Raw genomic sequence first — 21,315 nt, 5'->3', positions numbered from 1 at the left:
GTGCCGGTACCTCGCGTCGTAGGCTTAGCAAACTCGATGCCAGTGTGGCTTTCGGGCAATTGTCCGTGTCGATGCAGGTCTGCGGCGGGACGTGCTCAGCGATTGTTTTGAGTGGCATTGCTGAATGATGGTCGTCGCATATTCTTCCATGTGTTTGTTTTCCCTTTGGCGACTCGTCTGCCCCGTCGTGTTTTCGCTCCGGTTCTGATCGATTGTGTGGTCGGATCGGGCAACTTCGCAATCGCTTTGAGTTCCGATCAGATCTAGGCCATATTCGTGAGATCCAATAACACGAGCGAAGAACGTTTACGGCTCGCCGTTTCGGTCGCCGAATTCGGCATCATCGAGATCGACTACGACGACAACACCGCCGTCGCGGACGCCAAGGCGGGCGAACTGTTTGACATCATCCCGGATACCAGACTGACTCGCGAAGAGGTCCATCAGCGGATTCACCCAGAGGACGTCGCCGAGGTGGAGCACCGTGTCAAAGAATCGCTGCGTGCGGACGGAACCGGTGAGTTCACGATGCAGCACCGGGTCGTACACCGTGACGGGAACGTCAAGTGGGTGAACGTTCGCAAACGAATCTTCTTCGAAACCGTGGATGGCAAACGAGTCCCGGTCAGCGGGATGGTTGCGGCGGTGGACATCACCGAGCAACAGATCGCCGAGGAAGAGATTCGATCGAAAGAATACCGGTTGAACGTCGCCGCCAAGGCTGCCGAGTTTGGAACATACGATCTCGACGCCCGGACCAGCGAAACGGTTTGGTCGGATGAAATCTATCAGATCTTTGGTGTCGACAGCGCCGACGTGTTCACGCGTGCCGACATGTTCGAACTGATCCATCCCCACGATCGTGACCGCTATCGAGATCTGTTTCAGAGTTTGCTGTGTACTGACGCACCCAAAACTTTCAAACTCGAACATCGAGTCATTCGACCGAGTGGCGAGATCCGGTGGGTCGTGAACTCGGGGTGTGTGATTTTCGGGCAAGGTCAGTCGAATCGTTTGCCGTCGCGGGTGATCGGGACGATGCAAGACATCACCGATCGAAAGCTGTTCGAACAATCGTTGCAGCGTGCGAAGCGGGCGGCAGAGGCGGCGAACCGATCCCGAGGTGAGTTCTTGGCGAACATGTCGCATGAGATCCGAACTCCGATGGCGGCGATCATTGGCCACGCGGACATCCTGCGAGATCACTTGAAAGATCCTGATAACCTGCAGGTGGTTGAGACGATACGCAGAAACGGCAATTTTCTGCTCGGTATCATCAACGACATTTTGGATCTTTCAAAGATCGATGCCGGCAAACTCGAAATCGAGCGACAGCCCGTTCGTCCGGAGGCGATTGTCGCGGAAGTCCGTTCCCTGATGGACGTCCGTGCGGCCGAAAAGAAGCTGCCGCTGCGGGTGGCGTTCAACGGTCCGGTGCCGGCCAGTGTGAACACCGATGCGATTCGAATTCGTCAAATCCTAGTCAACCTCGTGGGCAACGCGATCAAGTTCACGGATGAAGGTCACGTGAAGTTGACGGTGGATTTTGACCAGAAAACCAACCGTCTGCATTTCGCGGTGGCCGACACGGGCATCGGAATCCATGAGGAAGATCACGAGACTTTGTTCAACCCGTTCGTGCAGGCCGACAATACCTCAACACGATCATTCGGCGGTACCGGATTGGGGCTGGCGATTTGCCAACGACTCGCCAACGCACTCGGCGGTGAGGTAACGGTGGAAAGTTCACCGGGTGTGGGCAGCGTGTTCACGTTGTCGATTGAGGTCGCCAATGGGGTTCCTCTGATTCAACCTGATCTGTCGCTCGACATGACATCGGAGGAACGGGGCGACGAAATCGAACTGTCGGCGAAGGTGTTGGTTGTTGATGATCGGCGTGATATTCGATACCTGGCTCAGCACTTCATCGAAAAAGCGGGCGGCGAAGTTTTAACAGCCACCAACGGCAGGGAAGCGGTCGACTTTATCTCGAACGAATCGAAACCCGATGTCGATTTGATCGTGATGGATATGCAAATGCCCATCATGGATGGCTACGACGCGACGAGCGAACTACGCCGACGCGGCTGCGACCTGCCAATCATCGCCCTGACGGCCAACGCGATGAAAAGCGACCGTGACGCATGTCTCGCTGCGGGGTGCACGGACTACACGACCAAACCACTCAACAGTCAAAAGTTGATCGGGATGATTGATCGATTGGTCAATGCCTAGATCGATTTGAAAAACAACGTAGCCGATATCAGCTCTGTGTCCGGGTAGGCGGTAGTGGATCTTGTGAAAAATCCTGGTTACCCACAAGTCTCTTTACGCCGAGGGCATTTTCGCAACTGGCAGGCGGTCGAGCGAAGCGATCACCTTCGGGGCCGTCAGAACTGCGTATGTTCGATCTCCCCGGGTGCGTTGACGCGACCTGGGGCGAATGGCGTGAAATCCCTCCGGGATAAACACCCACCTATGGGCAATCGATCGTTTGTCAAAGATCCCGCAGCATGAGGATCTTTAACAAGATCCGCCACAGATCGTGGGCGACCGTTTACGACCGAGTTGCTGTTGCTTCGCTTTGAGTACGGTGTTTGAAACGTTGTCTCGCTGCGACCGCGGTTGCGATCGACACGGCGGCCGCGATCGCCGAGTAACCCGAAATTCGAATGCGCGTTGGGATGGCGTCCGCGATTGGTTGCTGTGGCAATTCAGCGGCCGCGTCGATCGATGCCATGATCGCATCGAGGACTGGCCCCGATAAAGGTGGTACCGAACCCGTGGCGACCATTGCGAGCGACCGGTGTAGCATCACTGCGGATTCCAACTGCACGTCGATCGAAAGGTTTTCAACGGAAACCGATGGTGTCGGCAGAAGGACTCGGTCGAGCGAGATCAATCCACCCGGACCGCTGAACCAGTTTCTCATCAAATCGTCCGCAATTTCGACTCGCTCGCTCGGAGACGCTTCGACAATGCTGCGCAGCAGCGGCAGCGTGGCACGTCGCAGTTGCCAGGGCGATTGATCGACGGGATCGCTTGTGTCGGATTGACCGAAGCTCCAAAGCGGTACCCACGGTTGCCATCCACTTTCGCCCTGCGAATCCTCTTCGTTGTTTTCGTAAAAGGAATACTCGGACGTGTTCTGATCGTTGTTCTCAACCGTTTGATCGGTAACGATTGCTTCTTCGTCGACGGTCGTTACCGAGTCCTGCGAAGAAACGATGTTTGTCCCCGCAGACGATTCGGCGTTTGTCAATGAACTGATCGCCGCATCGGTCGCCGCGAGTACGCGTTCGTTAACGAGCGGCGTCTGTTGAGCGATCGGCTCAGACGCTGCGGGGCTGTTGAACACCGTGCCGCCACCGCTGTTGCCTCCCGTCGCGACGGTGAATGTGAGTCGGTTGTCGCTCGTCGAAGGAGTCTCAGAAACCGAATCCGACGGGTTGCTTTGCAGTGAGTTGCCCGTAGAACCGGATGCCGACGTGCTCGACGTCGTGCTATCGCCGACCGTTAAATTGTCGGAGATGGATTCCGCTGTCCCGCGATCATTGGTTCCCGAACGGCGATCGCCGGAACGCTGCACCGGGTCGTGACTACTACGTCCTTGGACGCCGCGTGGGCTTCGTTCGCCGGCCTCACGTTCCTGTGATGGACGTGATTGTTGCCCATCGAAACTGCGGATTTGATCGTTGGTCGACCGATCGGTACCGCGGTCGTTGGACCGTGCGGCTTGATTGTTCGATACGCGACGCCCCTCAGCGGATCGCGACGCGGCATCGTTGTTGTCTGCGGTCTGACGAGATGAACTGGATTCGATCGCAGTTGCATCGTCCGACGATTGCGTGCGATCAACGGAGTCCAAACCGGAATCAAAGCTGACCAGGTCGCCTGCGAACAGGGTACGCGATTCCAATCGCTCGAGTCGCAGTATCCGCGAGTCGTCTTGCGTGCTCATGATTCGCCTCCTAGGTCGTGCAGGTTGGTTTGGTGTTTTTGTAAGAATGCTTGGTATCGGGGAACCTGAGGAGCCAACGAGACCGCTTTCTTTTGTTGTTCGATCGCCCGAGCGAAATAGTCGCGAGCATTCTGTCGTTCTCCGAGTTGTTCGCTCAGGAAGCCGAGATTGTTCAGTATGCCGCCGCTCATACTGCGAATTTCTGCATCGTTGGGAAACGATTGCTGCAGCACGACCGCGTGTTCATTGGCCCTGTCGAACGCTTCGAGTGCGTACTGCAGTTTCCCAATCGCGGCGAGCGAGAGGCCGAGATGGTTCAAGCTAATCCCTAGGTCGCGTCGGTAGATCGGTTGTTCCGGCCATCGTGCCCGCAACTGCTGCGAAACGTCGATCGCCTGCCGCAGCGTCTCGATCGCTTCGCGGTGCTTGGATTGTTTGGCTTGCGACGTCGCGAGCGTGTTGAGCGTGAGGATAACACGCGTGGCTGCCTCAGCGTCGCCTGGGTTTTTCTCGAGTCGAGCGATTTGCGCGTCGAGAGAACGTCGGGCGAGGATACAGGCCTGTGCCGGATCTCGTTTGCTGATCACACCGGCGAGGTTGGATTGAATGGTTCCTCGTAGTTCAGCGAGTTCGGCGTGCCCATCGAGCAAATCGATCGCACGCCGGTAAACCGACTCGGCTTGTTCGACGTTCTCGGTGTCGCTGAGCAGTTGTCCGAGGTTGTTCAGCGTTGTCGCGAGTTCTTTGGTCACACGAACGTTGCCATCGGCCTGGATTCGGGTTTGGTTGATGATCGCCTTGCCGAACCAGTCCGCTGCTTCTTTTAAATCACCACTGACTGCGTATTGCTGGGCCAAATTGTTTTGACTGATCGTCCACTGCAACACGACGTCGGCGTCACCCGGACGGGATGCCGCGATGGTAGAGAAGAGTCGTTCGGAACGCCGTAGTGATTCGATCGCTCGATCGTTCTCGCCGAGGTCGCCTTGGAGTTCACCGATCTTTCCGTACGTGGTTGCCAAGTCGATCCGTCTTTCGAAATTTTGATCGTCGCCCGTGTCGGTTTGTGCGGCGAGTCGTTCGTAGTAGAGAAGCGCCTGCATCAGCAGTTGCTGCCGTTCGGAACTTGCCGCAGGGATGTCAGCGAGCAATTCCGCAACCTGGGACCCGAGTCCGAAAACGGCTTCGCGAGCGGTCCTTTCGTTCGCCATGGCACGCAGCGCGTTCACGTCCGAGACACTCTTCTCAGCAGCGAGCAGGAACGTACCGATGGCGAAACCGGCGATGGTCAACATGCCAATCACGCTCGCGATAGCCACCCAGCCGCGATAACGCACGGCGTAGCGGACACAGTGATCGAGCAGCGACGGTGGCCGAGCGACGGTTGGTTCGCCATCCAAAACACGTTGCAGATCGTCGGCAAAGTCACGAGCAGTTTCGTATCGGTCGTCGCGACGTTTCGACATCGCCTTTGCGATCACGGTGTCGAGGTCTCGCGGGATTTCGCGGAACCGGTTTCGCAGCGGAACTACCGCATCCTCGTCGATCTGCCGCAGGATCGCGGGAGCGTCTTCGCCGTCGTGAGCGGGATGGCCGCAGAGGACTTCGTAGAGCGTCGCGCCGAGCGAATAGACGTCGGCGCGGCCGTCAACGAGTGCGGATTCTCCACGCGTTTGCTCGGGACTCATGTAACGCATCGTGCCGATAACGTCACCCGACTGAGTCAACGAAACATTATTCTGCACACGAGCGAGCCCGAAGTCGCTGATCCAAACCTTGCCATCCTGGTCAACGATCAGGTTCGATGGTTTGATGTCACGGTGAACGATGCCGAGTTCGTGTGCCGCATGCAAACCGTCGGCGACGGCGATCGCTTGTTTGACGACGGTTCGCCAGGAACTCGACGCACGTCCACGGTTGACGCGGTGAATGACCTGATCGAGAGAGTCGCCGGCAATGAATTGCATCGCATAGTAGTGTGTCCCTTTTTCGCATCCGACCGCGAAGATGGGCACGATGTGAGGATGCTGCAGGCACGCGGCGGCTTCGGCTTCGTGACGAAATCGCGTTAGCTTTTGCTCATCGAGCATCGATCCGAGAGGCAGCAGTTTGATGGCAACGTCGCGTCGCAGCGAACGCTGAGTCGCGCGGTAGACGACCCCCATCCCACCTCGTCCGATTTCCTCGTGCAGTTCAAAGTCGCCGAGCAGGTTGGCGTCATCGACAAACCGTTCGTTCGTCGTTGCGACCGGTTGATCGAAGGCGAGTTGATGCAGGTTCTGCAGTCCATCAACGCACTCACGCAGCGCCTCACGCAGTTCCGGATTGGCTCGCGTGAGTGATTCGACCGACGGAGCGACACCGCGTTCCATCTCGGCCATGTACTGCTCGAGCATCTCAGCAAGACGGTCTTTTTGCTGATGCGATAAACGCCGCATCACCAACGGCTCATCGTCCGACCAATCGCTGCTGTCGGTTTCGAACGAAGACTCGTGTTCGGATGGTGACACTGTATCGGAGCGAGGCACTGTATCGAAGCGAGGGAGTGGCGAGATCACGACAAGTCACCCGCGATGTTGATATCGCAAACTTCTTTGAACTTAGCAATCGCTCGCAACCACAGCATGCGCGCGGCACCGGGTTTGATATCCATCTTTTGCGCGATCTCGTCGAACGAGTATCCTTGCAAATTCCGGTAGACGATCACATCGTGATACCGGGTTTTCAATTTGGCGAGTTGGTCAGAGAGTTCCGTCGCCAATTCCCGTCGGCAGGCGATCTCGCTCGGCGTCGCCATGGGATCGGGAAGCAAGTTGGACAATCCCGCGATGCTGTCGTCGATTCGTTTGGCGACCCGGTCGAATGACACTTCCCGGCGAATGTCTCGCTTTTGCGCGTAGACGTTTCGCTCAATCGCATGACTGAGATGATGGCTGAGGATTTGACGCAGCCACGCGAGCAGTTCGCCTTCGCTGCGACCTCGAAATTGGTCAAAGTCACGATGGGCGGCGAGCATCGTCTCTTGCACGAGGTCCGACGTGCTCATCCGACGACGAAGGCGTGCGTCGAGCTGCGTCGTCGCGAGCACGTTGAGATAGTTGCGGTAGAGCTGCAGTAGTTCCCCGAGTGATTGTCGTTGCCCACTTCGGATCTGCAGAATCAGTTCCGAGATGGAGACATTGGCGGACGCGGCTTCGGCGGGGGCGGAAGACATGCGGGAACCTTCGAGAAAGAGAAAAGAGCAACCGTCCAGGACGATCGGCGAGCAGGGTCGCTATATCGAAAGAGCGATTTTCTGTCGCAGTGTCACACCGTAATGCGTGAAATCCGAGGAAATGGGGACAAATTTTTGACAATTTCTGTGACACAGCCTCCGAGGATCGCCCTGTATGGCAGGGTTTTGTGTCGCCAAATCGCTCGATACACCGTTCGACGCGTCTCATGACGTGCGATCTGCCACGCCAAGTTTGTAATTCTTTGGCCCTTCGAACGTCGTGGCGACGCATTGAATTTCGTAAGCGTTTCTACTCAAACCTTTCAGGAAAAGGAATTTCCAATGACATCCATTTCATCCACAGCGGCATCGTCGCAAAGCTATGCCACCTCGTCGGCGGGACGATCCCAGGCGCGGCAAAGCCCGGCGGAGCGTCTCGAGCAATCGCTGACATCGTTTCTCGATGAACAAGGCGTATCGAGTGACGACCAAACCGCGATCAAATCAGAACTCAGTGACGCCGTCGCCGAGTTAGCGAGTTCGGGAAGCCAAGTCAGCCCGAGCGACGTCAAATCGGCGCTCAGCGAGATCTTGTCCAGTCGCGGCCTCGACGGCGAAAGCTTCGTCAGCCAACTCGGGACCCCCGGTTCCGGCGGCGGACAGGGGCAGGGCGTCGAGGGCGGGTCGGGGCGTGGTCCTCGCGGTGCGGGCGGCCCTCCTCCCGGTGGCGGCCCACCTCCTTCCGATGAAACTTCGGAAACCTCATCGACGTCAGAGCTGACCGACATCGAAGCGTTGATGGAGCTGCTCGAAGAACAGAGCAGCGAGAGTGGTTCGGTCGGGCAGAACTCTCAAGCCGACATCTTTCCGGGGATTTACATCAAGCGTGGCGGCGGCAATCTCGACGCCACCGCTTAGCTACCTTCTACTGGAAACGCCGGAGGGTGTTGGTGGCGGCACTGCTTGCCCCGTATGCCGTGCCAGCACCCGATGGCTTTGGGATCGCGACCAGACGCAGCCTTAGGCAGGCAGTTTCGCGTTGTGATAGATTTCCTGCACGTCGTCGCAGTCATTCAGCATGCTGATGAATTTCTCGAACATGGGAACATCATCTTCCGGAACGTCGGCGCTCGTTTGTGGGATGAATGAAATTTCATCGACGGCCAACGTGGTGCCCGGAAACGCATCGAGAATTGCCTGCTTCGTTTTGGCGTACTCGGTCGTTGGCGAGAAGACGAGGATTTGACCGTTCTGTTCTTCGACATCCGTCACGTCGACGTCCGCCATCAAAAGCGCCTCGAGCACATCGTCCACTGACGAACCTTCGAACGCGAACACGGCCAAGTGATCGAACGAGTGAGCAACCGATCCGGGGGCTCCGAATTTGGAACCGGTCTTGGTGAAGCAGTTCTTCACGTCCGTGATCGTTCGCATGTTGTTGTCGGTGAGGCAGTCGATGATGACTGCGCATCCGCCCGGTCCGTATCCTTCGTACCTCGCCGCGACGTAGTCTTCGCCGCCGACACCTTTGGCTTTCTCTAACGCTCGTTCGATCACGTGCGCCGGGACTTGATCCCGTTTGGCTTTATCGATCAGAGCACGCAGCGACGAGTTGTTGACGGGATCGGCACCGCTGTTCTTCGCCATCACATAGATCTGTTTGCCGTACTTCGAATAGACTTTCGTTTTCTGGCCGGCCGTTTTGGCCATCGATACCTTGCGGACTTCGAAGCTTCTACCCATCGGTTGATTCTTTTCGCCTGTGCTGTGTTGTTATGTGGGGTGATTGTGCAGCGCTAGATGGCTGTGTTGCCTGACTAAGCAGTGTGACTGGAACGCGTGATCGTGTTTTTGTGCGTGACCGTGCCACGAGGGAACGTGGCGAGCTACTTCGTGTCGGTGCGTTTCTTGTCTTCTGGTGCGACCGGAGGCAGGGCCACACCTGAGACGTAGGGTTTGATGGCTTGCATCAAGTAGTCGATGTTCGATTTGGTGAAGTAGCCGGCAACGTTTTTGGCGTACGCGAGGCGGAGATCGCGTTCGTGTTCTGACGTCGTCAGGATAAACACGACCGCTGACTTCAAATCGGGGTCGGAGCGGATCTCCTCGAGGAACTCATGCCCGTTCATGCCGGTCATGTTCAGATCGAGAAACACGATGTAGTCGCTGCGTGATCCGTCGACGAACTCGTCTCGCAGGAGGCGAATCGCTTCGTTGCCATCACGCGCGAAACGCATCTCCTGTTCGATCTCGTGCTTTCGCAACGCGCGACGGAACACCTCCATGTCCAGTTCATCATCTTCAACTAATACGAAGGTCATTTCCTTGCTTTCCATAATTTCTGAATTCAAGCACTGGTTGGGACGCTAGCACTACGTGCTTTTGTGGTGACCCGGCTCGGCCATGTGAATTGGAATGTGCTGCCTTGACCCTCGGTGGATTCGAGCCGAATCTCCCCGCCGACCACCTCGACCTGTTTTTTAACAATGGCGAGTCCCATGCCGCTGCCCTCGACGGCGAGGGAGGAGGCGCGTTGATACATTTGGAAGATACGCTCGTGGAAACGCGGTGCGACTCCGATTCCGTTGTCGATGATAGAAAACTCCACCATACCACCATTCGGGCTGCATGTAACCAGGACGCGGCCGTCGGCGCCTTTGTCGTTGTACTTGATCGCGTTGGCGATCAGGTTGAGAAGCACCTGTTGCAGTGGCGTTTTGTACGTCTCTATCTCGGCAACATCGCATTGCATGTCGACCTTGATGCCGCTGGAGAGATCCATCAGATCGATCACGGAGCGGACTAATTCTTCAACGTTGACTTTTTCAACATGTTGCTCGGTGCGACCGACACGTGAGTAGCTCAGCAAGTCGTCGAGCAGCGACTCCATCTTGTTGACCCGGCCCTGCATCTGCTCGAGGTGCTTTTGCGACTCGTCGCTAAGAAGTCCTTCGCAGTCTTCCTGCACCCATTCGGCGAGGCATCGAAGTCCCCGTAGAGGTGACTTCAGGTCGTGGGAGGCGACGTAGGCGAAGTTATCGAGCTCCTGGTTGGATTCCTCGAGCATCGTTGCCTTTTGCGACAACTCATCGGAAAGAGTTTGCGAACGTTCGAGCAATTCCTCGGTCTGTTGGTTCTTTCGGCTGAAGACCTCCGCCGCGCGGGCCATCCGGCCAATTTCGTCATTGCGATCGACCGCGGGAATCGAGTCGATCGTTTCACCCTCAGCCAAACGCAAGAAGGTTTTCGTCAGGCTCGAAATCGGTCCGAAAATCACCTTCGTCAAACGAAACGCCAACACCGCCGCGATCAGGACCGCGAGCACAGCGGATGCGATCGCGAGCATTCGGCCCTGCGTGACTGCCCATTGCCGGTCGACTCGGTTGGATTCTCTGCGACGGTCGACGAGTGATTTGATTTCATTGGAGTAATGCACGAACTCGGAGATTTGTCCGGCCATCACGACGTTGACATAAAACATGTATCCCCGCGTCGCCTGAATCGCACGCACTCCGAGCGACTGGAAGTCTTTCAGCGCGGATTGAACACGCTGTTTGGCGGTCCGCTGACTGTCGTTGTTCTCCGCCAGCTCAATGCGGCGGATTTCACCTCGAGCTTGGGTGAGGTTGTCGAGCATCTGCTCGTACAGTTCCGAGCTCGGTTGGATGAAATATCGGAGCATCCTTTGCCGAGCTGTCGCGTAGCCGCTGACCGCCATCAACAACGCGCGAGATGCTTCGTCGTTGTCACCGAGTGCGTCTTCAAACGCGGCGAGTGACGCGTCGACCTCCGCTTCCTGCGCGAGGAGTTTGTTCTGCAACAAATCCGTTCGCACGTTTCGTTCGGCAGAGGCCAACTCCAATTGATCACCGAATGCGGCAATCAGATCGTGCATCTGGTCCAGCATTCCGTGCAGCGGATCGTCGGTGTCGACGGTGCCTCGAACCACATCGATTTCATGGATAAGGTTCGACTGCAATTCCTCGGCGGCGGTGAATTGTGACTCGGCTCCGGTTTGAGCGTAGTTCTCCGACCGAGCCTTCAGTTGCAACGCACCCTGGTTAATCTGGAGCACCGATGTCGCGATTTGATCGGCGGACTCCATCGAACGAAAGTTCGACAGCAACACTTCCTGTCCGATCCACCCGATCACATTGCTCAATAGACAGATCGCGACCAGCAAACCGGTGCCAATGTGCAATCGCCGTTTGAGGGAACTTCCCTTGCTCGTTTGGATCATGATGTTGATCTCATGGAAGTCGACCGTGTTGTCGGTGTTCCGTTCCATCGCGTCATGCACGTTCGTACGCCCCAACACTCGATCTGATTCGAGGGCGTCAGCGAGTATCCCGCAAAGGTGTCGTGGCACCCAATGCAAAATCGCGTTGAAGGGAACGTGTGTAGAATCAAAGGAGCAGTCTTATCGAGCGTAGGTGCCTATCGAGCTTTGGTGGTATCGTCGTGATGTCTGTTTGGCAGAGTTGTCGGTATCGTCGAGTTGTCTTACGCGGAAAGGAAATCGTTCCATCTTCGCAGGCTGTATTCATAGGTGTTCATGACGGTGTTCCATACCGCGATGTTACTGAACCGTTTCATGTACGACCCACCGTCCCGGACGCGTCCCTTGGCAACGACTCGGGCCCCGCTCGTTCCACTCAAGTCCGTTGCGGCGGGCTTCCCACGGTACCAGTAATCCCATTCGGCCTCGGACAATTCCGATTTCGAACGTTCGGGGTTTGAAATGTAATATCCTTGGCGAGCGATGAATGCCCCCGGCCATCCCGATAGCCACCAATTCATGTATTCGTATGCTGCGTCCTTGACCGGGCCGGTCGTTGCCGACGACAAACACATCACACCGTGCCAGGCGCGATAGCCTTCCTTGGGTGACGCGTAGATGCAGGGGATGCCTTTCGCGTTGAGGTCGTAAACGGCCGGAGAGAACATGCTCTCGATGACCGTTTCGCCGCGCTGCATCAATTCGACCGACCGAGGAACGCTGCTCCACACGCCGCGGAAATGTCCTTCCCTGCGGTACTGGCCCAAGATCGAAAACATCTTGTCCAGTTCGGTGCGTGTCAGGCTTCCGATATCTTCAAACTGCATGAGTCCTTTGCCTTGCAGTGCGAGCGCGAGATCGAACAAGCCGATGGTCGGTTCATTGACAATGGCGACCTTCCCCGACCACTTCGGATCGAGCAACCATGCCCAGCTCTCCGTCTGATACGGTTCCCCTTTCGGAACGATGTTCGGGTTGTAGCCGAACGAATCGACGTTGTGAACGTAGGGAAGGAAGCTCACGTTTGGCGTGGTCTGAGGGCCCAGTTTACCATCCGACTGCACGTAAAGAATCTTGTTAGGGGCGTCGCCTGCGCCGAGTTTGGCTTGGGGCGACAAGCGTCCGTTTTTCGTCAGCGGATTGATCTCGTCCCAGTAGCGGATTCGATTGACGTCGATCGACTGAATCGCATTGGCCTGCCAAAGAACCCGAATACTGTTGGACCACTGTTCGTAGAGATCGAAGGACTCCGGATGCGTGGATGCTTTGTGAAGAACCTCGGCGCTGCCTCCGGGTGAGAAGACCAGTTCAATGCCGAGTTCTTTCTGCGCCCGCTCGCGGATCTGTTCCTGTAGTGTGACGTGCGTCCCCAACACGCGGACCGTCGTCCGACGCTTCACATGGATCACCGGTCCCGCGGAGTGTCCGACGTTCGGCTTTGCGCAGAAACTCGCACCGAGTGCAGCGGCACCTTGGAGGCATTCGCGACGGCTGAGTTTCATGGGACGTCCTAACATTCGAATGAGAATGTCCGGCGAGAAGGGAGGAGGGAGGTGTCTCTCGGTGGGAGCAGGGATAATAGGGCTGTGTCACTTTCGCGACCATTGGAAATCTGAGCATCACAAACAGTGCACGTTTGTTTGCTCATTTGACGCCCTCCTTTCACGATCAGCACTCCGTCGCGATCCTGCCTTGCTTCGCACCACGACTGCAATCTTGTTTTTGCGCAATACCTATTTTCGCAAGTCCCTGGCAATCGATTCAGCATTGGCTCACCGGCTGTGACAGATCAACACAGGTATCAAAAAGAGCGGTACTGCATGCGGTGGACACCGCCATATCGGTTTCCCGTTTTGGCTTTCACCTACCTGAAACCTATACACAAAAAAACGGTGCGGTAAGGGAATCCCTTACGCACCGTTGGCAACGCGGCGGAAGGACTGGCGCGTTCAAAATGTCATACCAAATGGCAGACCTGTTGCCGTTAGTTCTTGTCAGATGTTAATCATCGACGCACTGGTGCCGAAGCTTGGCTGACCGTGAACTGATAAGTCGAGAACGATCGGTCGGACAGGCTGAGATGCTCGCCGGCGGTGATCGATTGCGAATCATCAAACCCGCAACTCTTCATAAATTCGGTCGGATCATCGTCACCGAAGATGAATCGCTCACCGAGCTCCTCCATCCCTTCGACGAACTTCAAAATCTCTTCGTGTTCGGACGTTCCGTCGACGACACTTCGAGTGACGATGTCGCACCACAAACGGCTCTCAGGATGTTGGCAGAGGCTTCTCGCCATCGTCAAGATTTCACGGTTCTCCGCGTCTGTGAAATACATCGAGCAGCCTTCGTAAACGATCACCGTCGGAACGGTCGGATCAAAGTCCGGATGCTCGAGCAATAAACGAGAGATATCGTCGGTCTTGAAGTCGGCCGCGATCATCCGCCGACTGACCATGGGCCGGTCGGTCATCTGAGAGATCACCCGCGTTCGCTCTTCGAGCATCTCGGGAAGATCGAGTTCAAAGAAGGTCGGATGTCCGAGCGTTTCGAACATGCGGAATGGACGCATGTCGAGCCCGACGCCGAGGATCACCACCTGTGCCAAGTCCGGAACGCTTTCGATCGTTTGATCGATGTGAGCCGTTCTGGCTTTGACCATGTTTTGCAACTGTGGCAAAACGCCTTTGAGCCGGTTGGCGAGCAGGGCACCGTGCGGTCCGGCGGCTTCGCGTTCATGCGATACGTCGACACGCATGCCACGATCGTCAAACGAAGCACGCAGGCCGGCGATCATCCGGGCAGAGGCTTTCAGTTTGTGAGCAAACAACGGCGAGATTCGCGGTTGCTGTTTCGTCGGTAGCAATTGCTTCGACGGTTGAGCGAAGTACTTCATCTCGGCTTCGGCAACCACGTCGTCATTGGACGTGAAGGTCACCTTCAACGTGACGAGCACCCGTTTACCCGCAAAGTAACGCTGCTGAATTGTCTGCCGGAGATTCTCCGGCACCTCACAGGTTGCTTTGAGGTGTCCCGTGCTCGGACTGCGATACTTCACGTCCATCGCGGCGAGCCACAACGAAGCTGAGTTCTCTTCCTTGCATCGGTGGACACCCGCGAGCGGAATCCCCCGCAGCAAAGTGGCCAACGCCAAACCACCGGTATAATCGGCAGAAAGCGAAATGAGTGCGGCTTGATGAGTGCCGTGTTGATTTGTCGATTCGAAACACAGAGGAAGCACCGACGTGCAGACTCCCTCGCTGACTTCCGTTACTCGCCAATCGACTGACTTGAGCACCGGAATCGCATCATGCAGCAAACCTGTCATGAGTTCCGGGTTAACCCGGGTGCTGTAGTCTTCTTCCCAACTGATAGAAAGATCTTTGTATTGTGACGCTACCATGTCTTGCCCCAACTAGTAAACGCAAGAAAAGAAATTGAAACCTGCGGGAGTTTCTATGCTGTGTGCGATATGTCGCAAAGCAAATTCTGATTGGGTCAATGAATTTCTTGGCAGAAAAGTTCGCAAAGTTTCGGTCAGGTAGAATAGAGCAACCTAGTGTTTGCCGGACGCTACATAGTCGCATTTACTCGATGAAAATGTCCATCACACACCTTGCGTTTCGGTTTGCCCCTCCGGAGCGCTGCGGTCACTTACCAAGCCGTTGAAACTAGGACAGGTTTCCACGGCGTTACTCAAGAGGGCGTATTTTTGAAACCCGTTGTCACACCTGTCGAAGAACCGAACGGCGATGATCGCTTTCGCGTTCTAAGAGAGCTTTCCGATGCGTCGATAGTGTCATGCTATCTCGCCGTGGATCAGCTCTCGCTCGGTCGTGTGATCCTGCGTGAGGTTCCAAAAAGCTTTTTTCATCACGGCGGTTTGACGCGTTTTGAAAACGAAGCCCGGCAAACAGCGAGTATCCGGTGCGAAACCTACTCCAGCCCGATCGAATACGAGGTCCGCGACGAGAAGTTGCGGGTCGTTTACGAATACGTCGAAGGTGAACCTCTCGGCCAGCAATTTCGACGCAACGGATTTGATGCGCGAAAAGCGATGCTGTTGGCAAAAGATTTGTTGACCGCGCTGGCGCACGTTCATGAACTCGGCTGCATCCAAAAGGATATTCGTCCATCGAATATCATCATGCGGCCCGACGGACGAGCGGTTCTCTGCGGCTACGTTCCGCTTTGGTGTCCCGATGTTTTTGGGAGTGATTCACGGTTGGGACGCGAATGCGCCTCATACACCTCGCCGGAACTCTCTGGGATCATCGACCACGACATCGGCGAAGCCTCCGACATCTACTCGGTCGGTTATGTCTTGCACGCGGCGATCACGGGCCAGCCCGCGTTCGACGGCGAGATCAGCGAGATTCTCTACCAGCACATGACGGCGGATCCGGAATTCGGTTTGTATCCGAAGGACATGCCGGAGGTGATCATCCGGTTTGTCGAAAAGATGATCCGGAAAGAACCTCGCGAACGTTATCAATCCGTTCACGCTGCTCTCCATGACGTCGAGCAGATCCTCGGCTATCTAGAGTCCGGCTCCGATTCGCACGGGTTCGTGATCGGAAGTGCAGACAAACGAACCGAGTTGACCGACCCCGCTTTCGTCGGTCGTGACGATCAACTGATGGTGCTCGAGAACGGCTTGGATCGAACGATCGCCGGCCAATCGAGCAAGATCCTGCTGCGTAGCGAATCGGGGATGGGCAAGACACGTTTGCTCAATGAGATTTCGCGGATCGCGGCCCGCAAGGGCTTCTTGTTGCTCGGCGGTCGGTCTTCGCAACACGCCGCGCAGCAGCCCAACGCACCGTGGCTGCAGATGATCGATCAGTTGTCCAAAATGATCGCCACCGACGAGCAGCTTCGCGCTGAAACGGCGGCCCGCATGGAGGGCTATCGCGAAGAAGTCGCGACGGCAATGCCCGAACTGGCCAAAACACTCGGATGGTCGAGCGTACAAATTTCTGGCCCCGAAGAGCTCGGGCAGAAACGGGTCATCATGGCGTTCCGCACCCTGATCACGGGGCTGGGTACGGAAGATCGCTGCGTGATGGTGACGCTCGATGATTGCCAGTGGATTGACGACCAATCGATGCGAATCCTCGCCGGTATCTGCGAGAGTGAAACAAAACACTTGTTCCTTTTCGCCGTCGCGCGGCCTGAAGGAAACAGCACCTCTGCCGAACTCGATGATCTGCTTGTTTCAGAGACGTTGACGTTCGAACCGTTGACTGATGCGGCGGTTCGTCAACTCGCCGAATCGATGGGCGGGCAGTTGCCCGATGTCGCAATCAACGTGGTGACAAAGTACGCCGAAGGCAGCCCGTTCATGGCGGCGGCTGTTTTGCGGGGAATGGTTGAGTCGAACATTCTCACGGTCGACGGCGATGGGTGGGAAATCGACAACGAGAAACTGTCTAGCTTCCAAGCGGCCGACGATGCGAGCGAAATTCTCGTCAGTCGGTTGTCGCAGTTGCCCGCCGAGGCACGAAAACTACTCTCTGCCGCCGCGGTGATCGGGAAGGATTTCAGTCTCGACGCGGCCGCGGACTTGGCCGGCGTTACCATGGTCGAGGCACAGGCTGCGATCAAACCGGTGCGTCACCATCGACTCGTTTGGAGCCGTCCCAACAACGTCGTTTCGTTCGTGCATGATAAGATTCGCGAAGCGGTGCTGAGCAATCTGTCCGACCAAGCGGTTCGGTCGATGCACGGACAAATGGGACGCTATCTCGAAACAAACACACCGACGAAGTATTTCGAACTCGCGTATCACTTCGATGCGGCACAGTTGCATCAGCAGGCTCTGCCTTACGCACTCAAAGCCGCCGAGGCGGCACGGAAAAGTTTCTCACACGAGAGCGCCGAAACGCAGCTCCGCATCGCAGAACGTGCGATCGCGTTTGCGGACGTTACGACACGCCATCACATCCAAATGATGATGGCCGACGTTTTGATCCTGCAGGGCCGCTATGACCATACTGACGTTTGGTTGGATCGTGCGTCGCGTACCGCCGGCGATGACACTGCGAACGCCAAGGTCGCATTGAAACGTGGCGAACTGTCGTTCAAACGTGGCAACAAGGACCAAGCGGTCTCGTATTTCGAAGCCGCTCTGACGCAGCTCGGTCAACCTGTCTGCGATTCGCGTTTGCAGTTGTGGTGGAACCTCGTGGTGGAGGTGCTTCGTCAAACACGTAACAGTGTTTTTCCGAAACGCTGCGGCCGCAATCACCAGCCGCTGACCGAAGCGGAAAAGATGTCCTTGTCGCTGTATAGCCAGATCGCTCACGCGTACTGGTACACCCGCGACAAATACTACACGCTGTGGGCACACCTCCGCGGCATGAACCGGTCGGAGAACTATCCGGTCAACCGCTACGTTGCTCAGTCGTATTCCGAACACGCTCCGGTGATGACGTTGCTGCGGTGGGAGAGCCGCGGTGTCAGCTATGCCAAACGCTCACTCGAAATGCGTCGTGAACTCGATGACGTTTGGGGCCAAGGGCAATCGCGTAACTTCCTCAGCATCCTGTTGTATTCGTTCTCGCGTTTCGAGGAGTGCGTCGACCAGGCTCGACAGGCCGTCGATGTTTTGGAACGGACCGGCGACTACTGGGAAGTGCACATCGCGCGTTACCAATTGGCCGCGTCGCACTACCGGTTGGGCAATCTCGGTGAAGCTGTCCGGCTCGCCAAAATCAATTATCAATCCGCCGTCAAACGCGGTGACTTCCAGGCGACCGGGAACATCGTCGATGTCTGGGCTCGCGCGGCGATGGGCGACATTCCCTACGATGTCATCCAAACGGAACTCGAACGTGACGTGTTCGATCCTCAACGAAGCTGCGAAGTGCTGCTTGCAAAAGGCGTTCGGGAATTCTACCAAGACCGTTACACGAACGCGGTGGGGCTGTTTGAAAAAGCGATCCTGACCGCCGAAGAAGCCTCCGTCGAGAACACGTACATCAGTCCGTGCTACGCATGGTTGTGTTCAGCGATGCGGCGTGTGTTCGAAACGAAACCGTGTCGAACGCGAAAAGCGCGACGGCAACATATCATTGCGCTCATCAAAGCCGCGAAGAAGGCGGTCGCGATCGGAAATCGTTACACGAACGAACTGCCACATGCACTGCGTGAGTTGGCGGCGGCCTATGCGATTGCGGAAAAACCAAAATTGGCGTTGGCCTATTATCATCGCAGCGTCGAGGAAGCGAGCCGGCAGGACGCGACGGTCGAACGCGCTTTGTCGGTCGTCAAAATGTGCGAGTTCTGCATCGAGCAGTCATTGCCATACGACGATGCCGATTACAAGGCCGCGTTGGATTTGCTCGCCGGTGTGCGTCAATCCAAAGAGCTCGTTAACGAACAGGCATCACTCTCGCTGATCGACCGATTCGACTCTCTGCTCGCATCAGGACGACGGATTGCAACCACCGTCGTGCCGGATGATATTCACGTCGAGGTTTGCAATGCGGCGAAACGCATTCTCCGCGGTGAGAACGTGTTCATTGTCTTTGAAACGGCACCCCACGAAGCACCGTTGACGAGCCCGCCCGGGCAGCTCTATGACGAGAAGCTCGTCGCCGAATCGCGTACTACCCACGCGACCGTGATCCGTGACGTCGAGAACATTTCCGAACGAGGAGTGACGTCGGTTCGCGAAGGCACGTTCCTGTGCAGCCCGATCGACATCAACGGTGAGGTCGTCGCGTACCTGTATCTGACGAACCAACGCTTCTCGGGTTTGTTCGACGACGACGAAGTTCGCATTGCCGACTACCTGACGTCCGCCGCCGGTGCTGCGTTGGAAAAGGCGGACAGTTTTCAGAAACTGCAAGACCTCAACCAGACTCTCGAAGCCCGAATCCATGAACGGACAATGACGGTCGTGCAGCGTTCGAGGGAACTCGAGCGAACCGCGAGTCAGTTGCGGGCGACGAAAGACAAACTCGAACTCGCCAAGGAAGCGGCCGAGGAGGCGAACGCGACCAAGAGCGAATTCCTGGCAAGAATGAGCCATGAGATTCGAACACCAATTACCGGCATCCTGGGCTTTGCCGAGTTGCTGCTGCGTGGCGTCGTCACCGACGAAGAAAGCCGGAATTCGCATCTGCAAACGATTCACTCCAACGGAACGCACCTGCTCAACCTGCTCAACGACATTCTTGATATCTCGAAGATCGAAGCCGACAAGATTGTTCCCGAGTATGTGCCATGCAACCCGTCGAACTTGGTCGGTGAAGTCGTGACATCGCTGCAATCCAAAGCGATTCAAAAAGAAATCGACCTGCAAATCCAAGTCGACGCTCCATTGCCTTCGGAGATGATCAGCGATCCGACGCGATTCCGACAAATCATCAGCAACCTCGTCAGCAACGCGATCAAGTTTACCGATGAGGGCGGCGTTTCGATCGTGCTCGATACCCAAGGCTCGGCGGAATCGCCCACGCACCTTGTCGTGTCGGTCAACGATACCGGAACCGGCATGACCCCGACGCAGTTGCAGAAGATCTTTGAACCGTTCACTCAGGCCGACACATCGACGACTCGCAAGTACGGCGGCACCGGTCTCGGTCTGGCGATCAGCAAACGACTCGCTGACGCGCTCGGCGGGGAATTGACGGTTTGGAGCCAACTCGATGTCGGCACGCGGTTTAGTTTGCTGTTGCCGCTCGAGGCTGCCGAAGGAGCCGAAATGTTGTCGCCTAACGAAGCGATGGTGATGGCCAAAGAGGGAGTCAAGAAAGAGTTCGCTCGCGTTGCGTTGCCTGCCACACGAGTTCTCGTCGTCGACGATAGTGAGACCAACCGTAATCTGATCACGCTGTTGCTGGAAGATTCCGGCGGAGTTGTCTTTACCGCAGCCAACGGGCACGAGGCGATCGATCAGTTGGTCTCAGATCAACTCGAGGTGGACGTGGTTTTGATGGATATGCAGATGCCGGTCATGGACGGCTACACCGCAACGAGCCAACTGCGTGCGATCGGATTTAGCAAACCCATCATCGCGATCACCGCAAACGCTATGCAAGCCGACGAGGCACGTTGCCGTGAAGCAGGCTGCACGGGATACCTCGCCAAACCGATTGACCTGAACGCCTTGTTGAACCTGGTTCACGACGCATCGGCGGGCGTGGACAACTGTGAGAGTGTCGCGTCGTTCGGATCGGACGGTAGCGACGTGCCGATGAGCATGGCCCCGATGATGCATTCGCCGAAATTCGAATCGATCGAGAAAACGCCTCAACGCGACTGGCGATTCAGCGAAACAGTGTTGCCGGACGATTGGTTGCGTAGCTTTGCGTGTGAATTCGTGGACCGCGTGTCCGAAAAACTTCCCGAGATTCTGCAGGCTAACGACGCCGGAGACCTCGACGAGGTTTCACGGAGTTTGCACTGGATCAAAGGAACAGGCGGTTCGGTCGGGCTCGATCCACTCTCGCAACTGGCCCGCAATGGCGAGTTGGCGGTGGCGAACTCCGATGCCGAACAGTTGTTGGATACGCTTCAAGAAATCAACGGTTTTCTCGCCAGGGCGCGTAGCGAGCAAAAGGAAATGCCGCCACCGATCGACGACACCGAGGTTGCATCCGGCTCAAATGCGATCCATCAGGATCATCCGGTGGAGGACAGAACGGTTCATCACTGAGTGTCGGCATGGAGCCCACCGTCGGTATCTTGCGGTGAACAATTGGCGAGCGAATCCAGGCCGCTCGGCAATTGTTTGTGCTTCGCGAGAGGTGCGGTGGGAAAGCCGACAGACTGTTAGGGGATCCGGCAACGGGATTACGGCGTTCGAACGCCAATCACATGAGCGATCACGTTGACCGTGCCGGTCCCTAG

Annotated in this window: 11 protein-coding genes; 3 read left to right on the top strand and 8 right to left on the bottom strand. The window is 56.5% G+C overall.

Translation table 11 applies throughout. The annotated features are described in order from the left end of the window. Window positions 1-276: 276 nt before the first annotated feature. Window positions 277-2,235 (top strand): ATP-binding protein, encoded by a 1,959-nt coding sequence (locus RSSM_RS12200; RefSeq protein WP_008678744.1) that lies wholly within the window; start codon window positions 277-279, stop codon window positions 2,233-2,235. Window positions 2,236-2,557: 322 nt separating this feature from the next. On the opposite strand, the gene RSSM_RS12195 is transcribed toward RSSM_RS12200, so the two are convergent. Genes RSSM_RS12195 through RSSM_RS12185 form a run of 3 tightly spaced genes read right to left on the bottom strand, consistent with a single transcriptional unit; the run spans window position 2,558 to window position 7,175 of the window. Next, entirely contained in the window at window positions 2,558-3,961 is a 1,404-nt protein-coding gene (locus RSSM_RS12195) for a hypothetical protein (protein WP_008678742.1), read from the bottom strand. After that, window positions 3,958-6,471, bottom strand: a complete 2,514-nt coding sequence (locus RSSM_RS12190; RefSeq protein WP_008678740.1) for a serine/threonine-protein kinase — start codon at window positions 6,469-6,471, stop codon at window positions 3,958-3,960. The genes RSSM_RS12195 and RSSM_RS12190 overlap by 4 nt, the downstream gene beginning before the upstream one ends. Before the next feature lie 44 nt (window positions 6,472-6,515). Further along, entirely contained in the window at window positions 6,516-7,175 is a 660-nt protein-coding gene (locus RSSM_RS12185) for a sigma-70 family RNA polymerase sigma factor (protein WP_008678739.1), read from the bottom strand. A 342-nt stretch (window positions 7,176-7,517) separates the two neighbouring features. Here RSSM_RS12185 and RSSM_RS12180 point away from each other — a divergent pair, with 342 nt between their 5' ends. Then, window positions 7,518-8,093, top strand: a complete 576-nt coding sequence (locus RSSM_RS12180; RefSeq protein WP_008678737.1) for a hypothetical protein — start codon at window positions 7,518-7,520, stop codon at window positions 8,091-8,093. A 102-nt stretch (window positions 8,094-8,195) separates the two neighbouring features. Here RSSM_RS12180 and RSSM_RS12175 read toward each other — a convergent pair whose 3' ends face one another. The 5 genes from RSSM_RS12175 to RSSM_RS12155 form a co-directional block, all read right to left on the bottom strand. Further along, on the bottom strand, window positions 8,196-8,918 hold the full coding sequence (locus tag RSSM_RS12175; RefSeq protein WP_008678734.1) for a YebC/PmpR family DNA-binding transcriptional regulator: 723 nt from the start codon (window positions 8,916-8,918) through the stop codon (window positions 8,196-8,198). 143 nt (window positions 8,919-9,061) lie between these two features. Then, window positions 9,062-9,496, bottom strand: a complete 435-nt coding sequence (locus RSSM_RS12170) for a response regulator (RefSeq protein WP_236621104.1) — start codon at window positions 9,494-9,496, stop codon at window positions 9,062-9,064. Window positions 9,497-9,522: 26 nt separating this feature from the next. Then, window positions 9,523-11,544: a sensor histidine kinase gene (locus tag RSSM_RS12165; RefSeq protein ID WP_236621103.1), complete on the bottom strand. Its 2,022-nt coding sequence runs from the start codon at window positions 11,542-11,544 to the stop codon at window positions 9,523-9,525. Window positions 11,545-11,678: 134 nt separating this feature from the next. Continuing rightward, a complete protein-coding gene (locus RSSM_RS12160) occupies window positions 11,679-12,956 on the bottom strand; it encodes an ABC transporter substrate-binding protein (protein WP_008678727.1) in 1,278 nt (425 codons plus the stop codon). 503 nt (window positions 12,957-13,459) lie between these two features. Next, window positions 13,460-14,857, bottom strand: coding sequence for an SAM-dependent methyltransferase (locus RSSM_RS12155; RefSeq protein ID WP_008678725.1), 1,398 nt, complete (start codon window positions 14,855-14,857; stop codon window positions 13,460-13,462). 309 nt (window positions 14,858-15,166) lie between these two features. Here RSSM_RS12155 and RSSM_RS12150 point away from each other — a divergent pair, with 309 nt between their 5' ends. Next, window positions 15,167-21,121, top strand: coding sequence for a hybrid sensor histidine kinase/response regulator (locus RSSM_RS12150; protein WP_008678722.1), 5,955 nt, complete (start codon window positions 15,167-15,169; stop codon window positions 21,119-21,121). Window positions 21,122-21,315 lie beyond the last annotated feature (194 nt).

Source organism: Aporhodopirellula sallentina SM41, from assembly GCF_000346505.1.
Classification (GTDB): domain Bacteria; phylum Planctomycetota; class Planctomycetia; order Pirellulales; family Pirellulaceae; genus Rhodopirellula; species Rhodopirellula sallentina.
Note: the sequence above shows the minus strand (reverse complement) of the source record. Positions and strands in the feature narration are given on the sequence as shown.

Coding starts and splice junctions, on each gene's coding strand:
- RSSM_RS12185 (WP_008678739.1), bottom strand. CDS start 7,175: ATGTCTTCCGCCCCCGCCGAAGCCGCGTCCGCCAATGTCTCCATCTCG.
- RSSM_RS12195 (WP_008678742.1), bottom strand. CDS start 3,961: ATGAGCACGCAAGACGACTCGCGGATACTGCGACTCGAGCGATTGGAA.
- RSSM_RS12155 (WP_008678725.1), bottom strand. CDS start 14,857: ATGGTAGCGTCACAATACAAAGATCTTTCTATCAGTTGGGAAGAAGAC.
- RSSM_RS12180 (WP_008678737.1), top strand. CDS start 7,518: ATGACATCCATTTCATCCACAGCGGCATCGTCGCAAAGCTATGCCACC.
- RSSM_RS12175 (WP_008678734.1), bottom strand. CDS start 8,918: ATGGGTAGAAGCTTCGAAGTCCGCAAGGTATCGATGGCCAAAACGGCC.
- RSSM_RS12170 (WP_236621104.1), bottom strand. CDS start 9,496: ATGACCTTCGTATTAGTTGAAGATGATGAACTGGACATGGAGGTGTTC.
- RSSM_RS12160 (WP_008678727.1), bottom strand. CDS start 12,956: ATGAAACTCAGCCGTCGCGAATGCCTCCAAGGTGCCGCTGCACTCGGT.